The organism is Georgenia halophila (assembly GCF_039541595.1).
Genome location: NZ_BAABGN010000013.1, coordinates 544,174 through 559,113, shown reverse-complemented (window position 1 = coordinate 559,113; position 14,940 = coordinate 544,174). Strand labels below are relative to the sequence as shown.

14 protein-coding genes are annotated in these 14,940 nt (G+C 70.9%); 8 read left to right on the top strand and 6 right to left on the bottom strand.

What is annotated here, in order from left to right:
* The first annotated feature begins 52 nt into the window (after positions 1 to 52).
* From ABD907_RS18735 to ABD907_RS18725, 3 genes are read left to right on the top strand one after another with little or no spacing between them, the layout of a single operon-like run.
* Positions 53 to 1,348, top strand: a complete 1,296-nt coding sequence (locus ABD907_RS18735; RefSeq protein WP_345218370.1) for an ABC transporter substrate-binding protein — start codon at positions 53 to 55, stop codon at positions 1,346 to 1,348.
* The gene (locus ABD907_RS18730) at positions 1,332 to 2,297 is read left to right on the top strand and encodes a carbohydrate ABC transporter permease (protein WP_345218367.1); all 966 of its coding nucleotides are present in this window, start codon (positions 1,332 to 1,334) and stop codon (positions 2,295 to 2,297) included. The genes ABD907_RS18735 and ABD907_RS18730 overlap by 17 nt, the downstream gene beginning before the upstream one ends.
* Positions 2,294 to 3,124 carry a carbohydrate ABC transporter permease gene (locus ABD907_RS18725; protein WP_345218365.1) on the top strand — a complete coding sequence of 277 codons (831 nt, stop codon included), beginning with the start codon at positions 2,294 to 2,296 and terminating at the stop codon, positions 3,122 to 3,124. Before ABD907_RS18730 ends, ABD907_RS18725 begins: the two co-directional genes overlap by 4 nt.
* Before the next feature lie 153 nt (positions 3,125 to 3,277).
* On the opposite strand, the gene ABD907_RS18720 is transcribed toward ABD907_RS18725, so the two are convergent.
* The gene (locus tag ABD907_RS18720; RefSeq protein WP_345218364.1) at positions 3,278 to 4,078 is read right to left on the bottom strand and encodes a LytR/AlgR family response regulator transcription factor; all 801 of its coding nucleotides are present in this window, start codon (positions 4,076 to 4,078) and stop codon (positions 3,278 to 3,280) included.
* 331 nt (positions 4,079 to 4,409) lie between these two features.
* Here ABD907_RS18720 and ABD907_RS18715 point away from each other — a divergent pair, with 331 nt between their 5' ends.
* From ABD907_RS18715 to ABD907_RS18705, 3 genes are all read left to right on the top strand, one after another.
* On the top strand, positions 4,410 to 5,177 hold the full coding sequence (locus ABD907_RS18715; protein ID WP_345218362.1) for an SDR family NAD(P)-dependent oxidoreductase: 768 nt from the start codon (positions 4,410 to 4,412) through the stop codon (positions 5,175 to 5,177).
* 110 nt (positions 5,178 to 5,287) lie between these two features.
* On the top strand, positions 5,288 to 6,220 hold the full coding sequence (locus tag ABD907_RS18710; protein ID WP_345218360.1) for an NAD-dependent epimerase/dehydratase family protein: 933 nt from the start codon (positions 5,288 to 5,290) through the stop codon (positions 6,218 to 6,220).
* The gene (locus ABD907_RS18705) at positions 6,217 to 7,140 is read left to right on the top strand and encodes an RNA polymerase sigma-70 factor (protein ID WP_345218357.1); all 924 of its coding nucleotides are present in this window, start codon (positions 6,217 to 6,219) and stop codon (positions 7,138 to 7,140) included. The genes ABD907_RS18710 and ABD907_RS18705 overlap by 4 nt, the downstream gene beginning before the upstream one ends.
* 12 nt (positions 7,141 to 7,152) lie before the next feature.
* Here ABD907_RS18705 and ABD907_RS18700 read toward each other — a convergent pair whose 3' ends face one another.
* The 4 genes from ABD907_RS18700 to ABD907_RS18685 are packed head-to-tail and all read right to left on the bottom strand — an operon-like array spanning position 7,153 to position 11,073.
* Positions 7,153 to 8,478, bottom strand: coding sequence for a histidine kinase (locus tag ABD907_RS18700; protein ID WP_345218355.1), 1,326 nt, complete (start codon positions 8,476 to 8,478; stop codon positions 7,153 to 7,155).
* Positions 8,465 to 10,180: a sodium/solute symporter gene (locus ABD907_RS18695; protein WP_345218353.1), complete on the bottom strand. Its 1,716-nt coding sequence runs from the start codon at positions 10,178 to 10,180 to the stop codon at positions 8,465 to 8,467. The genes ABD907_RS18700 and ABD907_RS18695 overlap by 14 nt, the downstream gene beginning before the upstream one ends.
* On the bottom strand, positions 10,177 to 10,614 hold the full coding sequence (locus ABD907_RS18690; RefSeq protein WP_345218351.1) for a hypothetical protein: 438 nt from the start codon (positions 10,612 to 10,614) through the stop codon (positions 10,177 to 10,179). The genes ABD907_RS18695 and ABD907_RS18690 overlap by 4 nt, the downstream gene beginning before the upstream one ends.
* 33 nt (positions 10,615 to 10,647) lie before the next feature.
* Positions 10,648 to 11,073 carry a hypothetical protein gene (locus tag ABD907_RS18685; RefSeq protein ID WP_345218350.1) on the bottom strand — a complete coding sequence of 142 codons (426 nt, stop codon included), beginning with the start codon at positions 11,071 to 11,073 and terminating at the stop codon, positions 10,648 to 10,650.
* 274 nt (positions 11,074 to 11,347) lie between these two features.
* Between ABD907_RS18685 and ABD907_RS18680 the strand changes: the two genes are divergently transcribed.
* Entirely contained in the window at positions 11,348 to 11,713 is a 366-nt protein-coding gene (locus ABD907_RS18680) for a DUF4212 domain-containing protein (protein WP_345218348.1), read from the top strand.
* The gene (locus ABD907_RS18675) at positions 11,680 to 13,341 is read left to right on the top strand and encodes a sodium:solute symporter family protein (RefSeq protein ID WP_486334137.1); all 1,662 of its coding nucleotides are present in this window, start codon (positions 11,680 to 11,682) and stop codon (positions 13,339 to 13,341) included. Before ABD907_RS18680 ends, ABD907_RS18675 begins: the two co-directional genes overlap by 34 nt.
* A 73-nt stretch (positions 13,342 to 13,414) precedes the next feature.
* On the opposite strand, the gene arfA is transcribed toward ABD907_RS18675, so the two are convergent.
* Positions 13,415 to 14,923 carry an arabinosylfuranosidase ArfA gene (arfA, locus tag ABD907_RS18670; RefSeq protein WP_345218344.1) on the bottom strand — a complete coding sequence of 503 codons (1,509 nt, stop codon included), beginning with the start codon at positions 14,921 to 14,923 and terminating at the stop codon, positions 13,415 to 13,417.
* Between the last annotated feature and the right edge of the window lie 17 nt (positions 14,924 to 14,940).

The window sequence follows — 14,940 nt, the reverse complement described above, 5'->3', positions numbered from 1 at the left end:
GGCCCCACGTCCGCCGCCGCTCGGCAAGGCACCTCGACGGAGAGGACCAACCATGCACACATCCCCCGCCACCGCCGACGTCTCCCGGCGCCGGTTCCTGGCGGTCGCCGGCATCTCGGTGGCCGGTGCGCTCGCCGCCTGCTCGGGTGCGCCGACCGAGACCAAGCACCTGCGGCTGTCCTCCTGGAACATCCCGCTGGACCTCGAGTCCTACCAGCGGATCGCCGACGAGTTCGTCGCCGACCATCCGGGCACCAGCGTCGCGGTGGAGGTGACCACCGGCAGCTTCCACCAGTGGTTCATCACCCGGCTCGCCGCCGACCTGGCGCCGGACATCATCCGGATCACACCGCAGCAGATCGGCCGGTACGCCGCCAACGGGAGCCTGATCGACATCTCGGCGGCCGTCCCGGACAGCTACCCGGAGGACTACTCCGACGCGTTCTGGGCGATCGGTGCCCGGGAGAACGGCCTCTTCGGCGTCTTCCAGCACACGGACAACTTCATCACCTACTACCGCCGATCGGTCATGGAGCAGATCGGCGTCACTCCCCCGGACTCGCTCGACACGGCCTGGCGCTGGGACGAGTTCCTCGAGGTCGCCGCCGAGGTGAAGAAGGTGACCGGCCAGTACGCGTTCGGCTACGGCTGGTCGGGTACCCAGACGGCCTACCGGTGGCTGCCGATCGTCTACCAGAACGGTGGCGCGTTCCTCGGCGAGGACGGTGAGACACCCAGCATGGACACCGAGGAGGCCATCGGGGCGCTCGAGTTCGGTCACCGCTGGTACGCGGACGGCCTCGTCTCCCCCTCCAACATGTGCAAGTCCGGGGGCGGCGACGTCGCCCGCAACCTGTTCCTCACCGGCCAGATCGGCATGATGCTCAACAACCCGGAGTCGATCGCCCAGCTCGACGAGGAGATGCCGGGCGAGTGGGGCACCTCCTACATGATCCGCAACGAGGACGAGGCTTCCGACCTCGGCGGCAACGCCCTGGCGGTGACGAAGTCGTCGAAGCACCCGGAGCTCGCGGCCGAGCTGGTCGCGTACATCACCAACCGCGAGAACGTCGTCCAGTTCTGCCACGACGGCAACTGGCTGCCCGCCCGGTCCTCGCTCACGGCGGAGGACATCGACTACGCGAGCAACGTCGACACGATGCAACGGTTCATCGACCAGGGCACGACCATCCCCATCGAGATGGTCCGCGCCGAGACCGGCCAGTACTTCAGCTCGTTGAACACGGTGTTCGCGGACTACGCCGACCTGTGCTTCCTCGGTGAGCTCACCCCCCGAGAGACGTCCGAGCAGATGATGGAGGCGATGCGCGATGTCACAGAGCAGTGACGTGACCACGCCGGAGATGGCGACCACCCGCACCGGCCGCACCACCCCCGGGAGCCCGACAGGCGACCCGGATGCGACTCCCCGGCGCCGCAGATTGGTCGCGCCGTACCTGTTCGTGAGCCCGGCGGCGCTGCTGTTCCTTGCCTTCTCGCTCGTGCCGATCGTCATCGCCGTCACGCTCAGCTTCCAGGAGACGGCGTCGCTCGGCGACGGCGAGTGGGTCGGGTTCGACAACTTCGAGACCATGACGGGCGACGGCCTGCTGCGCACCGCGTTGCTCAACACCCTCGTCTTCACCGTCGGGACCGTGCCGACGGCGATGCTGATCGGGCTCGGGCTCGCCGTCGCGCTGAACCGCCCGCTCCCGGGCCGGTCGCTGCTCCGAGCCGCGTTCTTCGTGCCCATGGTCGCGGCCGGCGTCGTGGTCGGCGTCGTCATGTCGTGGATCTTCAACGGCGACTACGGGGTGCTGAACAACTTTCTCCAGGTGTTCGGGCTCGAGCGCGTCCCGTGGCTGACCTCGCCCAGCATCGCGATGTTCACCCTCATCGCGGTGGTCGTCTGGACCCGGATCGGCTTCTGCATGGTCATCTACATGGGCGCACTGCAGTCCGTGCCGTCGGAGCTGCAGGAGGCGGCGGCGATCGACGGCGCCTCGCCCTGGACCCGGTTCCGCCGGGTGACCTGGCCGCTGCTCGGGCCGACGACGTCGATCCTCGTCATCCTCAACGTGGTCTTCTCGATCCAGGCCTTCGACGTCATCTACGTGATGACCGGCGGCGGTCCCGGCTTCTCCACCACGGTGCTCATCCAGTACGTCTTCCGGTCCGCCTTCGCCGACGCCCGGATGGGCTACGCCGCGGCCCTCGGCCTGCTGCTGGTGGCGATCCTGCTGGTCTTCACCCTGCTCAGGCAACGCGCGAACCGACGAGCGGAGGAGCTCCTGTGAACCCGCGTTCCCGCAGCCGACGCTGGCTGCTGACGGCGGCACTGACCGCCCTCGCCGCCCTGATGATCTTCCCGATCTACTGGATGGCCGTCTCCGCCCTCACACCGGGCGGCCAGTCGCAGAGCCGAGAGTTCTACCTCTGGCCGGACGACCCGACCACCGCCAACTTCGTGGAGGTCTTCTCGACCCAGCCGGTGTGGCAGTGGCTCGGAAACTCGCTGTTCGTGGCCGTCATCGGCACGGCGCTGAGCGTGTGCGTCTCGCTCGGCGCCGGCTACGCCCTGGCGAAGTTCCGCTTCTTCGGCCGAGGCCTCATCTACGCCGCCTTCCTGGTCACGATCATGATGCCGATCCAGGTGACCCTGGTCCCGGCCTTCCTCGTCGTCGCCCGGATCGGCCTCGTCGACTCGCCCTGGGCGGTGATCCTGCCGACCCTGTTCGACGTGGTCGGCATCTTCATCGCCCGCCAGTTCATGCTCGGCGTGCCCGACCCCCTCCTGGAGGCGGCACGGCTCGACGGCGCCGGCGAGCTGCGAACGTTCCTCAAGGTGGTGCTCCCGACCTGCGGCCCGCTCGTCGGGGTGCTGGTGATCCTCGGTTTCATGACCCGGTGGAACGACTTCCTGTGGCCGCTCGTGGTCCTGCAGGGCAACGAGAACTTCACGGTCCCGGTGGGGCTGTCGACGCTGACGAACAACCCGGCGTTCTCCTCGCCCTGGGGCGCGGTGATGGCGGTGGCAACGGTGACCGTGCTGCCGCTGCTGATGGTCTTCCTCGTCTTTCAGCGCCAGTTCGTGCAAGGCATCGCCAGCTCGGGGATCAAGTAGCGCCCGCCGCCCGTGCCCGACCCAGACCCAGGCCCCTACCCGACCCGGCACCGGCACCGGCCCAGAAATGTGCTGTTCTTGCTGCTCGCCGCGACAAGAACAGCACATTTCTGCGCACCAGGCCCGGCCCGGGCGAGTGACACGGTGGGCGCGTCACATCCCGAAGCGCCGCCGGAGCTCGCGGGCGTGCCGGCGGGAGACCTCGACCTTGCTGCGCTGCCGGTCATCCATGACGAGCACGAGCGCACCGCGGAAGTCCGGGACGAGCTCGCGGACGTGGTCGAGATTGACCAGGTAGGACCGGTGCGTGCGGAAGAAGTGGCCGCGCAGCCGCCGCTCGAGCTCGTTGAGCGAGAGGGTGACGAGGAGCCGCTCGTCGGCGAGCTTGAGGGAGGAGTAGCCGTGCGTCGCGCTGGCGTAGACGATCGAGGCGCCGTCGACCAGCACCGTGCGTCCGTCCCGCTGGACCGGGATGCGCACGAGCGGCTCGACGTCGGACCCCGCCCCGTGTCGCTGATCGTGCCCGTGCCCCTGCCCCGGCCCGTGCCCGTGCCCGGATGAGGCCCCGCCGTCGGCCCCGGAACGCTCGGCGCCGGCCGTGAGGGCACGATCGAGCGCCCGCCGGAGCCGGTCGCTGTCGAACGGTTTGACCAGGTAGTCCGCGGCCGAGAGGTCGAAGGCCTCGACGGCGTGGTCCGGGTAGGCGGTGGTGAAGATGACCTTCGGCCGGTGCGGCAGCTCGCGCAGGGCGGCGGCGACCTCGAGGCCGCTCCCGCCCGGCATCCGCACGTCGAGCAGCACGAGGTCGTACTCCAGCGACTGCAGCAGGAGCAGGGCCTCCTCGCCGTTGGTGGCCTCGCCCACCACCTGGACCTGGCCGATCTCCTCGAGCAGGTAGCGCAGCTCGGCCCTGGCCGGGGCTTCGTCGTCCACGATGAGGGCGCGGGGGCGCATCCGTTCAGACTAATGGGCACGCGCCAGGCCGGTCCGGGCACCTGGAGTCGAACCCCGACGGGCACCTGGAGCCCCCTCCCCCGACGGGGCACCTTGAGTCGGACCTCCGACGGCCACCTGGAGTCGAACCCCGACGGGCACCTGAAGTCCCCCCCCCCGACGACTACCTGGATTCGGACCCGCAGCGACCGGTGGCGAGCCCGGTCGACGCGTGCGCGTCCTGAGGGCTCTGCTGCCCGCATGTCACGGGCGGCGGGGCCGTCCTGTCTAGGGCTTCGACGAGGGTCCGCGACGGACGGGCCCCGTCCCACACCGAGGAAGGACGCCGCTCATGAACGACAAGACCACCCATCAGCGGGTCGCCCTGGTCACCGGGGCGAACAAGGGCATCGGCCGGGGCGCTGCCGAGCAGCTCGCGGGGCTGGGCATGACGGTCCTGGTCGCCGCCCGGGACACGGGCCGGGGCGAGGAGGCTGCCGCGGGCCTGCGGGCCGCGGGCGGCGAGGCACACGCGGTCACCCTGGACGTCACCGACCCGGCAACGATCGAGGCGGCCGCGAAGCAGATCGAGGAGACCTTCGGCCACCTCGACGTGCTGATCAACAACGCAGGCATCACCGGCTCCGGGCAGGTCTCGCCGGCCGACGCCGACGACCAGGTGCCGAGCTCCGTCGACCTCGACATGGTGCGAGCGGTGTTCGAGACGAACGTCTTCGGGGTGATCGCGGTGACCAACGCCATGCTGCCGTTGCTGCGGCGGTCACCGGCCCCGCGGATCGTCAACGTCAGCAGCCACGCCGCGTCGCTGACGATCTTCAGCGACCCCCACGGCCCGCTGGCCGCGCTGCTTCCGTCGGCGGCGTACTCGCCGTCCAAGACGGCGCTGGGCGCGCTGACGGTGCAGTACGCCAACGAGCTGCGCGACGACGGCATCCTCGTCAACGCCGTCGCCCCCGGCTTCGTCGCCACGGACAGCAACAACCACAGCGGGCACCTCACGGTCGCTCAGGGCGCTGCCGTCCTGGTTCGGCTGGCCACGGCTGGGCCGGACGGACCGACCGCCGGGTTCTTCGGCGAGGAAGGCCGGGTGCCGTGGTGACAGCGGACCGGCGCCACCGGCGACGGATCCCCAGGCCGGGTGATGTCACAACCGGGCGGCGCTGTCTTGTCTCAGTGTCAACAGGCAGCTGACCGAGGAGGAGCAACATCATGCACGTGTTCGTGGCAGGCGGGACCGGGGTGCTGGGCCGACGGCTGGTCCCACAGCTGGTGTCCCGGGGCCATCAGGTGACCGCGACGACGACGAACAAGGCCAAGCTGGGGGTCCTGGAACGGCTGGGTGCCGACGGCGTCGTGATGGACGGGCTGGACGCGGCGTCGGTCGGGGAGGCGGTGGCGGCCACCCGCCCGGACGCGATCGTCCACCAGATGACCGCGATCTCGATGGCGCATGCCGGAAAGCCCGACATGCGGCATCCCGACCGGTGGTTCGCCACCACCATCGAGCTGCGCACGAAGGGGACCGACCACCTCCTGGCCGCCGCCGAGGCGACCGGGGTGTCCCACGTCGTCGCGCAGAGCTATGCCAACTGGAACGGGATCCGGCAGGGCGGATGGGTCAAGACCGAGGAGGACCCGCTGGACCCCGAGGAAGGGACCAAGGCCCGTCCTGGGGCGATGGCGATCAACCACGTCGAGGACGCGGTCGTCAAGGCCGGCGGCGCGGCCCTGCGGTACGGCGGCCTGTACGGCCCCGGCGCCACCGAGGACCAGGTCGAGCTCGTGCGCAAGCGACAGTTCCCCCTGGTCGGGGGCGGCACCGGGTACGGCTCGTGGGTACATCTCGACGACGCGGCGAGCGCGACCGTCCTGGCGGTGGAGCAGCGAGCGCGGGGCGTCTTCAACATCGTCGACGACGAGCCGGCTCCGGTGAGTCAGTGGCTGCCCTATCTTGCTGAGTGCGCCGGTGCGCGGCCGCCGTGGCGGGTGCCCAGGTGGCTGGCACGGCTGCTGGCGGGAGAGGTCGCGGTGACGATGATGACCGAAGGACGGGGCTTCTCCAACGCGAAGGCCAAGCGGGAGCTCGGCTGGGAGCTGCGGTACCCGTCGTGGCGGCAGGGCTTCAGGGAGGAGCTGGGATGACCAGGACTCGGGAGTTCGAGGAGCTGCGGCCGCTGCTGTTCTCGATCGCCTACCGGATCCTGGGGAGCGTGAGCGAGGCCGAGGATGCGGTCCAGGAGACCTGGCTCCGGTGGGATGCCTCCGAGACGACGCCCGACTCTGCCAAGGCGTTCCTGTCCGCGGTGGTGACCCGTGTCTCGATCAATGTGCTGAAGTCGGCACGGGTCCGTCGCGAGGCGTACGTGGGGCCGTGGTTCCCGGAGCCGCTGCTCGAGGACCCGTACCGGGAGCCCGAGCGCTCGGCGGAGCTGGCCGACTCGATCTCCATGGCGGCGTTGGTCCTGCTCGAGCGGCTCAGCCCGCTGGAGCGAGCGGTCTTCGTCCTGCGGGAGGTGTTCGGCTTCGACTACGGCGAGGTCGCCGCCGCCGTGGGCCGTTCGGAGCCGGCGTGCCGCCAGCTCGCGGTCCGGGCGCGGCGCCACATGGATGCGGGCAGGCCCCGCTTCGAGGCTGACCGGGAGGAACGCAACGAGCTCGCCGGGAAGTTCTTCGACGCCTTCCGGGATGGACACGTCGACGCGCTTCGCGAGCTGCTCGCGGCGGACGTGAACATGATGAGCGACAGCGGCGGCAAGGCACCGCAGTGGGGCACGGGCATCTTCGGCGCCGAGAACGTGGCACGTCTGCTCGCCGCTCTGGTCGCACCCTTCGCCCGAATCGGCGGAACCGTGGAGCAGCACCCGGTGAACGGCCAACCCGGTGCGATCTTCCGCGACCATGACGGCAGGGTCCTCAACACCTTCGCTCTGGACATCGTCGACGGGCAGATCCAGACGATCCGCACGGTCATCAATCCGGACAAGCTCGGGCACGTGGGCCCGGTGGCGGACGCCTTCGCGGTGCTGCGCGAGACCCAGCGGGCTCGCCGGGACATGAGCTGACCGACGGTCCGCTCAGCGCAGCGGGACGCGCAGGTCGACGACGGTCCCGGACCGGGTCGACTGGATGCTCAGGTCGTACCGCTCGCCGAAGAGGGAGCCGAGCCGCTCGGAGATGTTGCGCAGGCCCACCCCGCCGCCGGCGCGGGTCTGGTCGGGTTCGCCGTCGTGCTCGACCGGGCCCGCCGGGGCGACGCCGCCGTCGCCGTTGGTCAGGCGGGCCAGCACCTCGGGTCGGATCCCCACGCCGTCGTCCGAGACGCGGATCGAGGTGGTGCGGGTCAGCGGGTCCACGCGGGCCTTGAGGTGGATGGTGCCGCCCTCGACCTTGTCGGCGATGCCGTGCTTGACGGCGTTCTCGACCAGCGGCTGGATCATCAGCACGGGCACCCGGCTGGTGAGCACCTGCGGGTCGATGTCGTAGCGCACCCGCAGCCGGTCCCCGTAGCGGGCCTGCTCGAGCGACAGATAGGTCCGGACGAAGAAGTACTCCTGCGCGAACTCGGCGAAGTGACCGTCCTGGCGCACGGCGTACCGGAAGAAGTCGGACAGACGCAGCAGCAGCTGGCGCGCCTCTTCGGGATCGGTGCGGGCCTTGGACGCGATGGTGTTGAGGATGTTGAACAGGAAGTGCGGGTTGATCTGGGCGCGTAGCGCGTCCAGCCGCGCGTGCGCGGACAGCCGGCGCTCCCGGTCCATCTCGGCAAGCTCGAGGTGCAGGGAGAGCATGCTGGCCATGTCCTCCACGAGCCCGCGCGGCGGCGGCTCGGGCTGGACCCGGTAGACCTTGAGCGCCCCGACCACGCGCGAACCGATCGCCAGCGGCGCGATGACCGCCGTCTGCAGGGGGCAGTCCGCCTCCGGGCAACCCATACCCGAACGGTCGCGGACCACGACGGTCCGCCCGCGCTCGATGGCGCGTGCCGTCACCTTCGTCTGCAGCGCGCCCCCGACCAGGTGGTGGTCGGCGCCCGGGCCGACGAACGCCAGCACCCGCTCGCGGTCGGCGATGGCGATCGCGTCCCCGCCGAGCAGCGGACGGATCAGCTCCGCGGTGCGCCGGGCGGCGTCGGGCGTCAGGCCGGAGCGCAACGGCATGGAGCGGCCGGCCGCGGCGATGGGGCGCACGCCCGGGTCCGGCTGCGGCCCCGCCAGCCGGCTCCCGCGCGGCCCCCGCAGCGCGGAGGGATAGCCCAGGACCGCCGCGACACTGAGCACGGTGCCCGCGGCCAGGGTCGGCAGGACGCTCAGCGCCGGGTCCACGAGCACCTGCGTGACGAGGTACACCAGCGCCCAGAGGCCGACGAGGACCGCGGCCAGGATCGTGCTACCGCCGCGCACCGCGCCACCCCCTCCCGAAGCGCCGTCCCGCGGCCCGCCGGTTCTCGACCGTCAGCCGCGCCAGGCGCTCCGCGTGCCGGTCGGCGGCCGTGCCGTGCATCCGTAGCCAGGCCTGCTCGACGTCGGGTGGAGCCGCGGTGCGCCGGGAGACGAGGATGGTCACCGCCGCGGCGACCGGCGCGACGACGAGGGTCGGGGTGACGAGCATCTCGCGGAGCACCGCGGTCTCCACGAAGTTGCCGACGGTGAACATCGAGACGGCGAGGACCGCGCCCGTGAGCATGCCCGCCGTGGCGCCGGCCGCCGTGGTCCCCCGCCACCAGATCGCCAGGAGGAACACCGGCGTGAAGGCCGACCCGGCGACGGCGAACGCCCACGTCACCATGGTCGCCACCATCGACGGCATGACCGGCGTGAACGAGTCCGGCCGGATCGCGAGCGCCAGCGCCGCCGCCGCGCACGCCGCCACCAGCGTGGTCAGCCGGCCGGCGTTGACGGCCTGGCGCTGGGTGGCGCGCGGGTTGATGTGGCGTTCGTACACGTCGTGGCCCCACGTCGCCGCCGAGGCGAGCAGCAGCCCGGCGATGGTGGACATGACGGCGACGAGGGCGCCGGCCGCGACGACGCCGAGTCCGGCGTCGCCGCCGTAGATGCGCCCGAGCACGGGCAGTGCGTGCTCGGGCACGCGGAGCACGCCCTCGACCGTGAGGTCGGCCAGCCACGGCCGGTCCGCCACCGCCGAAGGGATGAGCTCGCGCGCCGCGGTGCCCAGCATGACCGCGAGCGCATAGAAGAGGCTGGCCAGGCCGAGCACCCACACGGTCGTGGTGCGCGCGGCCTTGCCGGTCGGGGAGGTGAAGTACCGGTTCATCACGTGCGGCAGGCCGGCGGTCCCCATCGCGAGCGTGACGATGAGGGCGAACTGGCCGAGACGGCCGTAGCGGGACCCGGGCTCGCCGAAGGACGCCGCGGTTCCCGGCTCCGTCCGGCTCTGCTCGGTGGCCAGCTCCCAGCCGTCGGGGCCGTGGGTGGGATTCTGCAGCGGCTGGGCGCTGAGGTCGTCGATGGCCTCGCCGTAGCGGAAACCCTCCCCCACGACGGTGGCGGTGAGCCACACGAGCGCGGCCAGCAGCAGCAGGAACTGCACCGCCTGGGTCCAGGTGGTACCCCGCATCCCGCCGAGGGCCACGATGCCGGCCACCAGCGTGGTCGAGACGAGCACGCCGGTCGCGTACGGGGACAGCCCGGCGACGCCGGCACCGACGAGGAGCTGCCAGGTGATGCCGCCACCGACCGCCTGCGGGATGAGGTAGGACAGGATGACCAGCTGGACGACGCCGACGGCGACCAGCCGGACCCGCTCCGAAGCCAGCCGGCGGCCGAGGAAGTCGGGGATGGAGAACTCCCCGAACCGCCGCAGCGGAGCCGCGACGAACAGCAGCACCGGTACGAAGCCGGCCGCGAACCCGACGGCGTACCAGGCGCCGTCGAGCCCGGAGACGTAGACGGCGGCCGCGACCCCGAGGAACGAGGCTGCGGAGAAGTAGTCCCCGCAGATCGCCCACGCGTTCGTCACGACGCCGACGCGCTGGCCGGCCAGGTAGAAGTCCACCGTCGACGTGCCTCGCGGGCGCATCACCACGGAGACGCCCAGCACCACCGCGAGCACGATGGCGAGCGCGGCGATGCTCGCGCTGTTCACCGACTGCCGCCCGGCCGGTCGGCGTCCTCGTCATGTCCGCCGTCATGCCCGGTGCCGTTGTGCCCGGTGCCGGCGGGCCCCGCCTCCGCGGCCCCGGCTTCGGCCGGTCCGCCGAGCATGCGTGCCTCGACGGCGGTGGATAGCCTCGCGGCCGCGATGCCGAGCAGCGCGAAGAAGGCGTACAGGCCGAAGGCCGCCACGACGAACCCCGGGCTCATGCCGCCCACCGTCCGGCTGTGGGACCACCAGTCCAGGGTGAGGGAGAGCGCCGGGAACCCGCCGACGGCCACGAGGAAGACGACGAAGTACCCGACGGCGACCCGGCGCAGCGTCCGGAACGCCGCGTCCACCTCCGCGGGGGTGTCGCGGGCGTCGAGCTCGTCCACGACGTCGCCATCGAGGTCGGCCCGGACGCCGCCTGTGCCGTCAGCCATGGCGGGCACCCTATTGGCGGCGTGGGGTCGTGGCTACGTCCCCTGCCGAGCGGTCACCAGGCGGTAGCCGGTGCGCAGCAGGATCACGGCGCCGCCGGAGACCATCACGAGTCCGATGCCGGGCAGCATCTGGCCCCAGGCGTCGGTGATCGCGCTGAGGTAGACGAGCCTGCCCAGCTGCCACCCGGCGATCACGGCGACGGCGAGTCCCGCCGCCAGACAGTGCCCGATGGCGATCTTCCGGTAGGGCAGCAGGGCACCGGCGATGGCGATGAACGCGGCGCTCAGGGTCCACAGCCCGGGGCCGGCCAGGCCGGGCAGCGACCCGACCGGTGTCATCACCCACGGCAGCAACGAACCCACGAGAGCCAGGACGCCGCCGAGGAGCATCCCGAGGCTGCCGGGGTGGAAGACACGCTTGCGGACCGCCGGTGCGTTCGCGCTCGTCGTCGAGGCCATGCACGTGATGCTAGGCGACCCCACGCCGGGCACGGCCACGCGATCGGCGAACGGTCCCGCCGGATCAGTGAGCGGTCGTTCTCGCGGCACGAGCGGTCACGACGGTCGAAGCCTTCCGGTCAGTGCGCCAGAGCGACCGCTCGCAGACCCAGACCCGCCGTCCGGCGGGTGCCTCTTGTGCGCGCGTCGCCGGGTGCTGTTCCCTCCAGAACGAGGGCTGGACGTGCCTCTGGACAGAGTTGCCCAGAAGCAGATCGCGACGAAGGGAGCGTCCATGGCCGACACGGCGCACGAGAGCGACACGGGTGGCGTCTCTCCACCTCCGGACAACAGCTGGCGCAGGCGGTACTGGCGCCGGAACCTCCGGCTCATGGTGGTCCTGCTCGTGATCTGGTTCGTGGTCTCGTTCGGGTTCGGCATCTTGCTCATCGAGCCGCTGAACTCCATCGAGATACTCGGCTTCCCGCTCGGCCTCTGGTTCGCCCAGCAGGGATCCATCTACACCTTCGTGATCCTGATCCTCGTCTACGCGCTGCGGATGGACCGGCTCGACGACGAGTTCGGCGTGAGCGAGCGCGACGGGAACGGTGATCGGCTGCGAGCGACATCCAGGGCTGGACCCTCTTCTTCATCGTCCTGACGTTCGGTACCTACATCTTCATCGCCTGGCGCAGCCGGGTGAAGGAGACCGCCGGCTTCTACGTGGCCGGCCACGGCATCCCGACCGTGGCCAACGGTGCTGCCGTCGCGGCGGACTGGATGTCCGCGGCGTCGTTCATCTCGATGGCCGGCCTGCTCGCGTTCCTCGGGTCGGACGGGTCCGTCTACCTGATGGGCTGGACCGGCGGGTTCGTGCTGCTCGCGCTCCTGCTGGCGCCGTACCTGCGCAAGTGGGGGAAGTTCACGGTGCCCGAGTTCGTCGGGGACCGGTACTCGGAGGCCGTCCGCATCATCGCGGCGGTCGCGGCCATCGTCGTGTCCTTCACGTACGTCGTGGGCCAGATGAACGGTGGCGGCATCGTCTTCAGCCGGTTCCTCGGCCTGCCGATCGAGGGCGGCGTGGCGGTGGCCGCGGTCATCATCTTCACGTACGCGGTGCTCGGCGGGATGAAGGGCATCACCTGGACCCAGGTGGCGCAGTACACCGTGATGATCATCGCGTACCTGATCCCCGCATTCGCCGTCGCCCAGCAGATGACGGGCATCCCCGTCCCGCAGATCTCCTTCGGGCAGATCCTCGCCGAGCTCGACGCGCTGAGCGCGGACTTCGGGCTCTCGGCCTACACGGAGGCCTTCACCGCCCGTCCACAGATCGACGTCTTCCTCGTGACGATGTCCCTGATGATCGGCACGGCCGGCCTGCCGCACGTGATCATCCGCTTCTACACGACCAAGTCAGTCCGGGGCGCACGCTTCTCGGCGTTCTGGGCCCTGTTCTTCATCTCCCTGCTGTACACCACCGCTCCCGCGGTCGGCGCGTTCACGAAGCTGAACCTGCTGCGCGGCGTGCAGGGCGTCTCGGCCGACAACCTCCCGCAGTGGGTCGACAACTGGGCCGCGACCGGCCTGGTGACCGTGAAGGAGAACGCGGCGGCCATCACCTCGGTGAGCAACGACCCGGCGTCCGGGGCCGACCTCATCATCAACAACGACATCCTCGTGCTGGCCAGCCCGGAGATCGCCGGCCTGCCCGCGCCGATCGTCGGCCTGGTCGCGGCCGGCGGGATGGCGGCGGCCATGTCCACGGCCGCCGGACTGCTCCTGGTGATCTCCTCGTCGTTCTCGCACGACCTGTACTTCCGGGTGGTCAAGCGCGAGACGACGGACCGGCAGCGCCTGATGGCAGGCCGTATCGCCATGGGTCTGGCCGTCCTGGTCGCGATCTACTTCGGGATCAACCCCCCGGCGTTCGTGGCGCAGGTGGTCGCGTTCGCGTTCGGTCTCGCGGCGTCCACGTTCTTCCCGGTCCTGCTGCTGGGCATCTTCTGGAAACGGGCCAACGCCATCGGTGCCGGGACCGGCATGGTGGCCGGCCTGCTGTTCACCTCGACGTACATGATCTACACGCTCGAGGTGTTCGGCAGCCAGGCGCATGACCACATCATGGGCATCAGCCCGGAGGGCATCGGCGCCATCGGTGCGGTGGTCAACCTGGTCTTCACGGTCGTCGTGTCGAAGCTGACGCGCCCGCCGTCGGAGCACATCCAGGAGATGGTCGAGGGCATCCGGTACCCGGCCGCACTCGCGAGGAGGGAGAAGGGGGCGTAGTCACGCCGCCGGGTGCCCGCGGCCGACGGTCGCGGGCACCGGGCGGCCGGTGGCGGCCTGGGTCTCGGGGCCGCTAGGAGCGTCGCACGCGCAGCATGGACCACGAACCGGGCGGCAGCTCGACCGTCGGCTCGCCCTGTCGCAGCGGTACGGCCTCGTGCGTGGCCGGTGCCACGGCGTCCGGGCGGTCGGGACCGTTCGTGGCTCCGAGCTCGGGGCCGCTGAGGCACGTGTGCACGATCGTGCGGTCGCCCGCCGGCGCGCCCCGTAGGTCCAGCTCCGCCGCGACGGCCGTCTCGGTCGAGCGGTTGACCACGAACACGACGTGCTCGCCGTCGTCACCGCGCACGGCGGCGACGTCCAGGACGGGGACGTCGTCGTGCCCCGTGGTGGTGCTCCGCGGGCAGCTCACGCTGGGACGCAGCGACGTGCCGCGACCGTGACGCGCGGTGAGCGCGAACGGGTAGAACGTGGGCTGGCGCCACACCGTCCCGGCGCCCGGCTCGGTCCGGATGGGGGCGATGACGTTGACGAGCTGCGCGAGGCATGCCATGCGCACGCGGTCGCTCGCCCGCAGCATCGAGTTCAGGAAGCTGCCGACGACGACGGCGTCGGCGAGCGTGTAGGTGTCCTCGATGAGCCGCGGCGCGTGCGGCCAGTTCCCCAGGTCCCGGGGGCGGGAGTTGTACCAGACGTTCCACTCGTCGAAGGAGAGCGAGAGTCGCCGGTTGTGCCGCCCGGCCGCGCGGGCGTAGTCCACGCTGGCGACGACGGAGCCGATGTACTCGTCGATGTCGACGCCCGCGGCGAGGAAGTCCGCGGTGTCGGCGTACTTGTCCGGGTCTGCGTACATGTGCATGGAGACGTGGTCGACGTGCGGATAGGCGTGCTCCAGCACGGTCGCTTCCCAGCTGCCGAACGTCGGCATGATCGGCTTCGACGTCCCGCAGGCCACGACCTCGATCGACGGGTCCACCCGCTTCATGGCGACGGCGGTCTGCGCGGCCAGCTTGCCGTAGTCGTCGGCGCTCTTGTGCCCGAGCTGCCACGGACCGTCCATCTCGTTGCCCAGGCACCACACCTTGACCCCGTACGGGTCCTCGGTGCCGTGCCGCCGGCGCAGGTCGGAGGCCGGCGTGCCCCCCGGGATGTTGCAGTACTCCAGCAGCGCGACGGCCTCGGAGATCCCGCGGGTACCGAGGTTGACCGCCATCATCGGGTCCGCTCCGACCGTCCGGCAGTACCGGAGGAACTCGTCGGTGCCGACCTGGTTGGACTCGACGCTGCGCCACGCCAGGTCCAGCCGTTCCGGCCGCTCGGACCGCGGGCCGACGCCGTCCTCCCACTCGTAGCCGGAGACGAAGTTCCCGCCCGGGTAGCGCAGGATCGTCGGGCCGAGCTCACGGACGAGTTCGGCGACGTCGCCCCGGAAGCCGTCCGCGTCCGCCGACCCGTGCTCGGGGGCGTAGATCCCGTCGTACACGCAGCGGCCCATGTGCTCGACGAACGAGCCGTAGACCCTCGGGTCGACGTCGGCGATCTCGTAGTCGTCGTCGACGACGATGCGGGCGGGCGTGGTCATCCAGGGCTCTCCTTGTT

Excerpts from the sequence above, each read along its gene's own strand:
- arfA (WP_345218344.1), bottom strand. The coding sequence starts at position 14,923 with ATGACCACGCCCGCCCGCATCGTCGTCGACGACGACTACGAGATCGCC.
- ABD907_RS18735 (WP_345218370.1), top strand. The coding sequence starts at position 53 with ATGCACACATCCCCCGCCACCGCCGACGTCTCCCGGCGCCGGTTCCTG.
- ABD907_RS18710 (WP_345218360.1), top strand. The coding sequence starts at position 5,288 with ATGCACGTGTTCGTGGCAGGCGGGACCGGGGTGCTGGGCCGACGGCTG.
- ABD907_RS18730 (WP_345218367.1), top strand. The coding sequence starts at position 1,332 with ATGTCACAGAGCAGTGACGTGACCACGCCGGAGATGGCGACCACCCGC.
- ABD907_RS18680 (WP_345218348.1), top strand. The coding sequence starts at position 11,348 with ATGGCCGACACGGCGCACGAGAGCGACACGGGTGGCGTCTCTCCACCT.
- ABD907_RS18690 (WP_345218351.1), bottom strand. The coding sequence starts at position 10,614 with ATGGCTGACGGCACAGGCGGCGTCCGGGCCGACCTCGATGGCGACGTC.
- ABD907_RS18715 (WP_345218362.1), top strand. The coding sequence starts at position 4,410 with ATGAACGACAAGACCACCCATCAGCGGGTCGCCCTGGTCACCGGGGCG.
- ABD907_RS18705 (WP_345218357.1), top strand. The coding sequence starts at position 6,217 with ATGACCAGGACTCGGGAGTTCGAGGAGCTGCGGCCGCTGCTGTTCTCG.
- ABD907_RS18720 (WP_345218364.1), bottom strand. The coding sequence starts at position 4,078 with ATGCGCCCCCGCGCCCTCATCGTGGACGACGAAGCCCCGGCCAGGGCC.
- ABD907_RS18685 (WP_345218350.1), bottom strand. The coding sequence starts at position 11,073 with ATGGCCTCGACGACGAGCGCGAACGCACCGGCGGTCCGCAAGCGTGTC.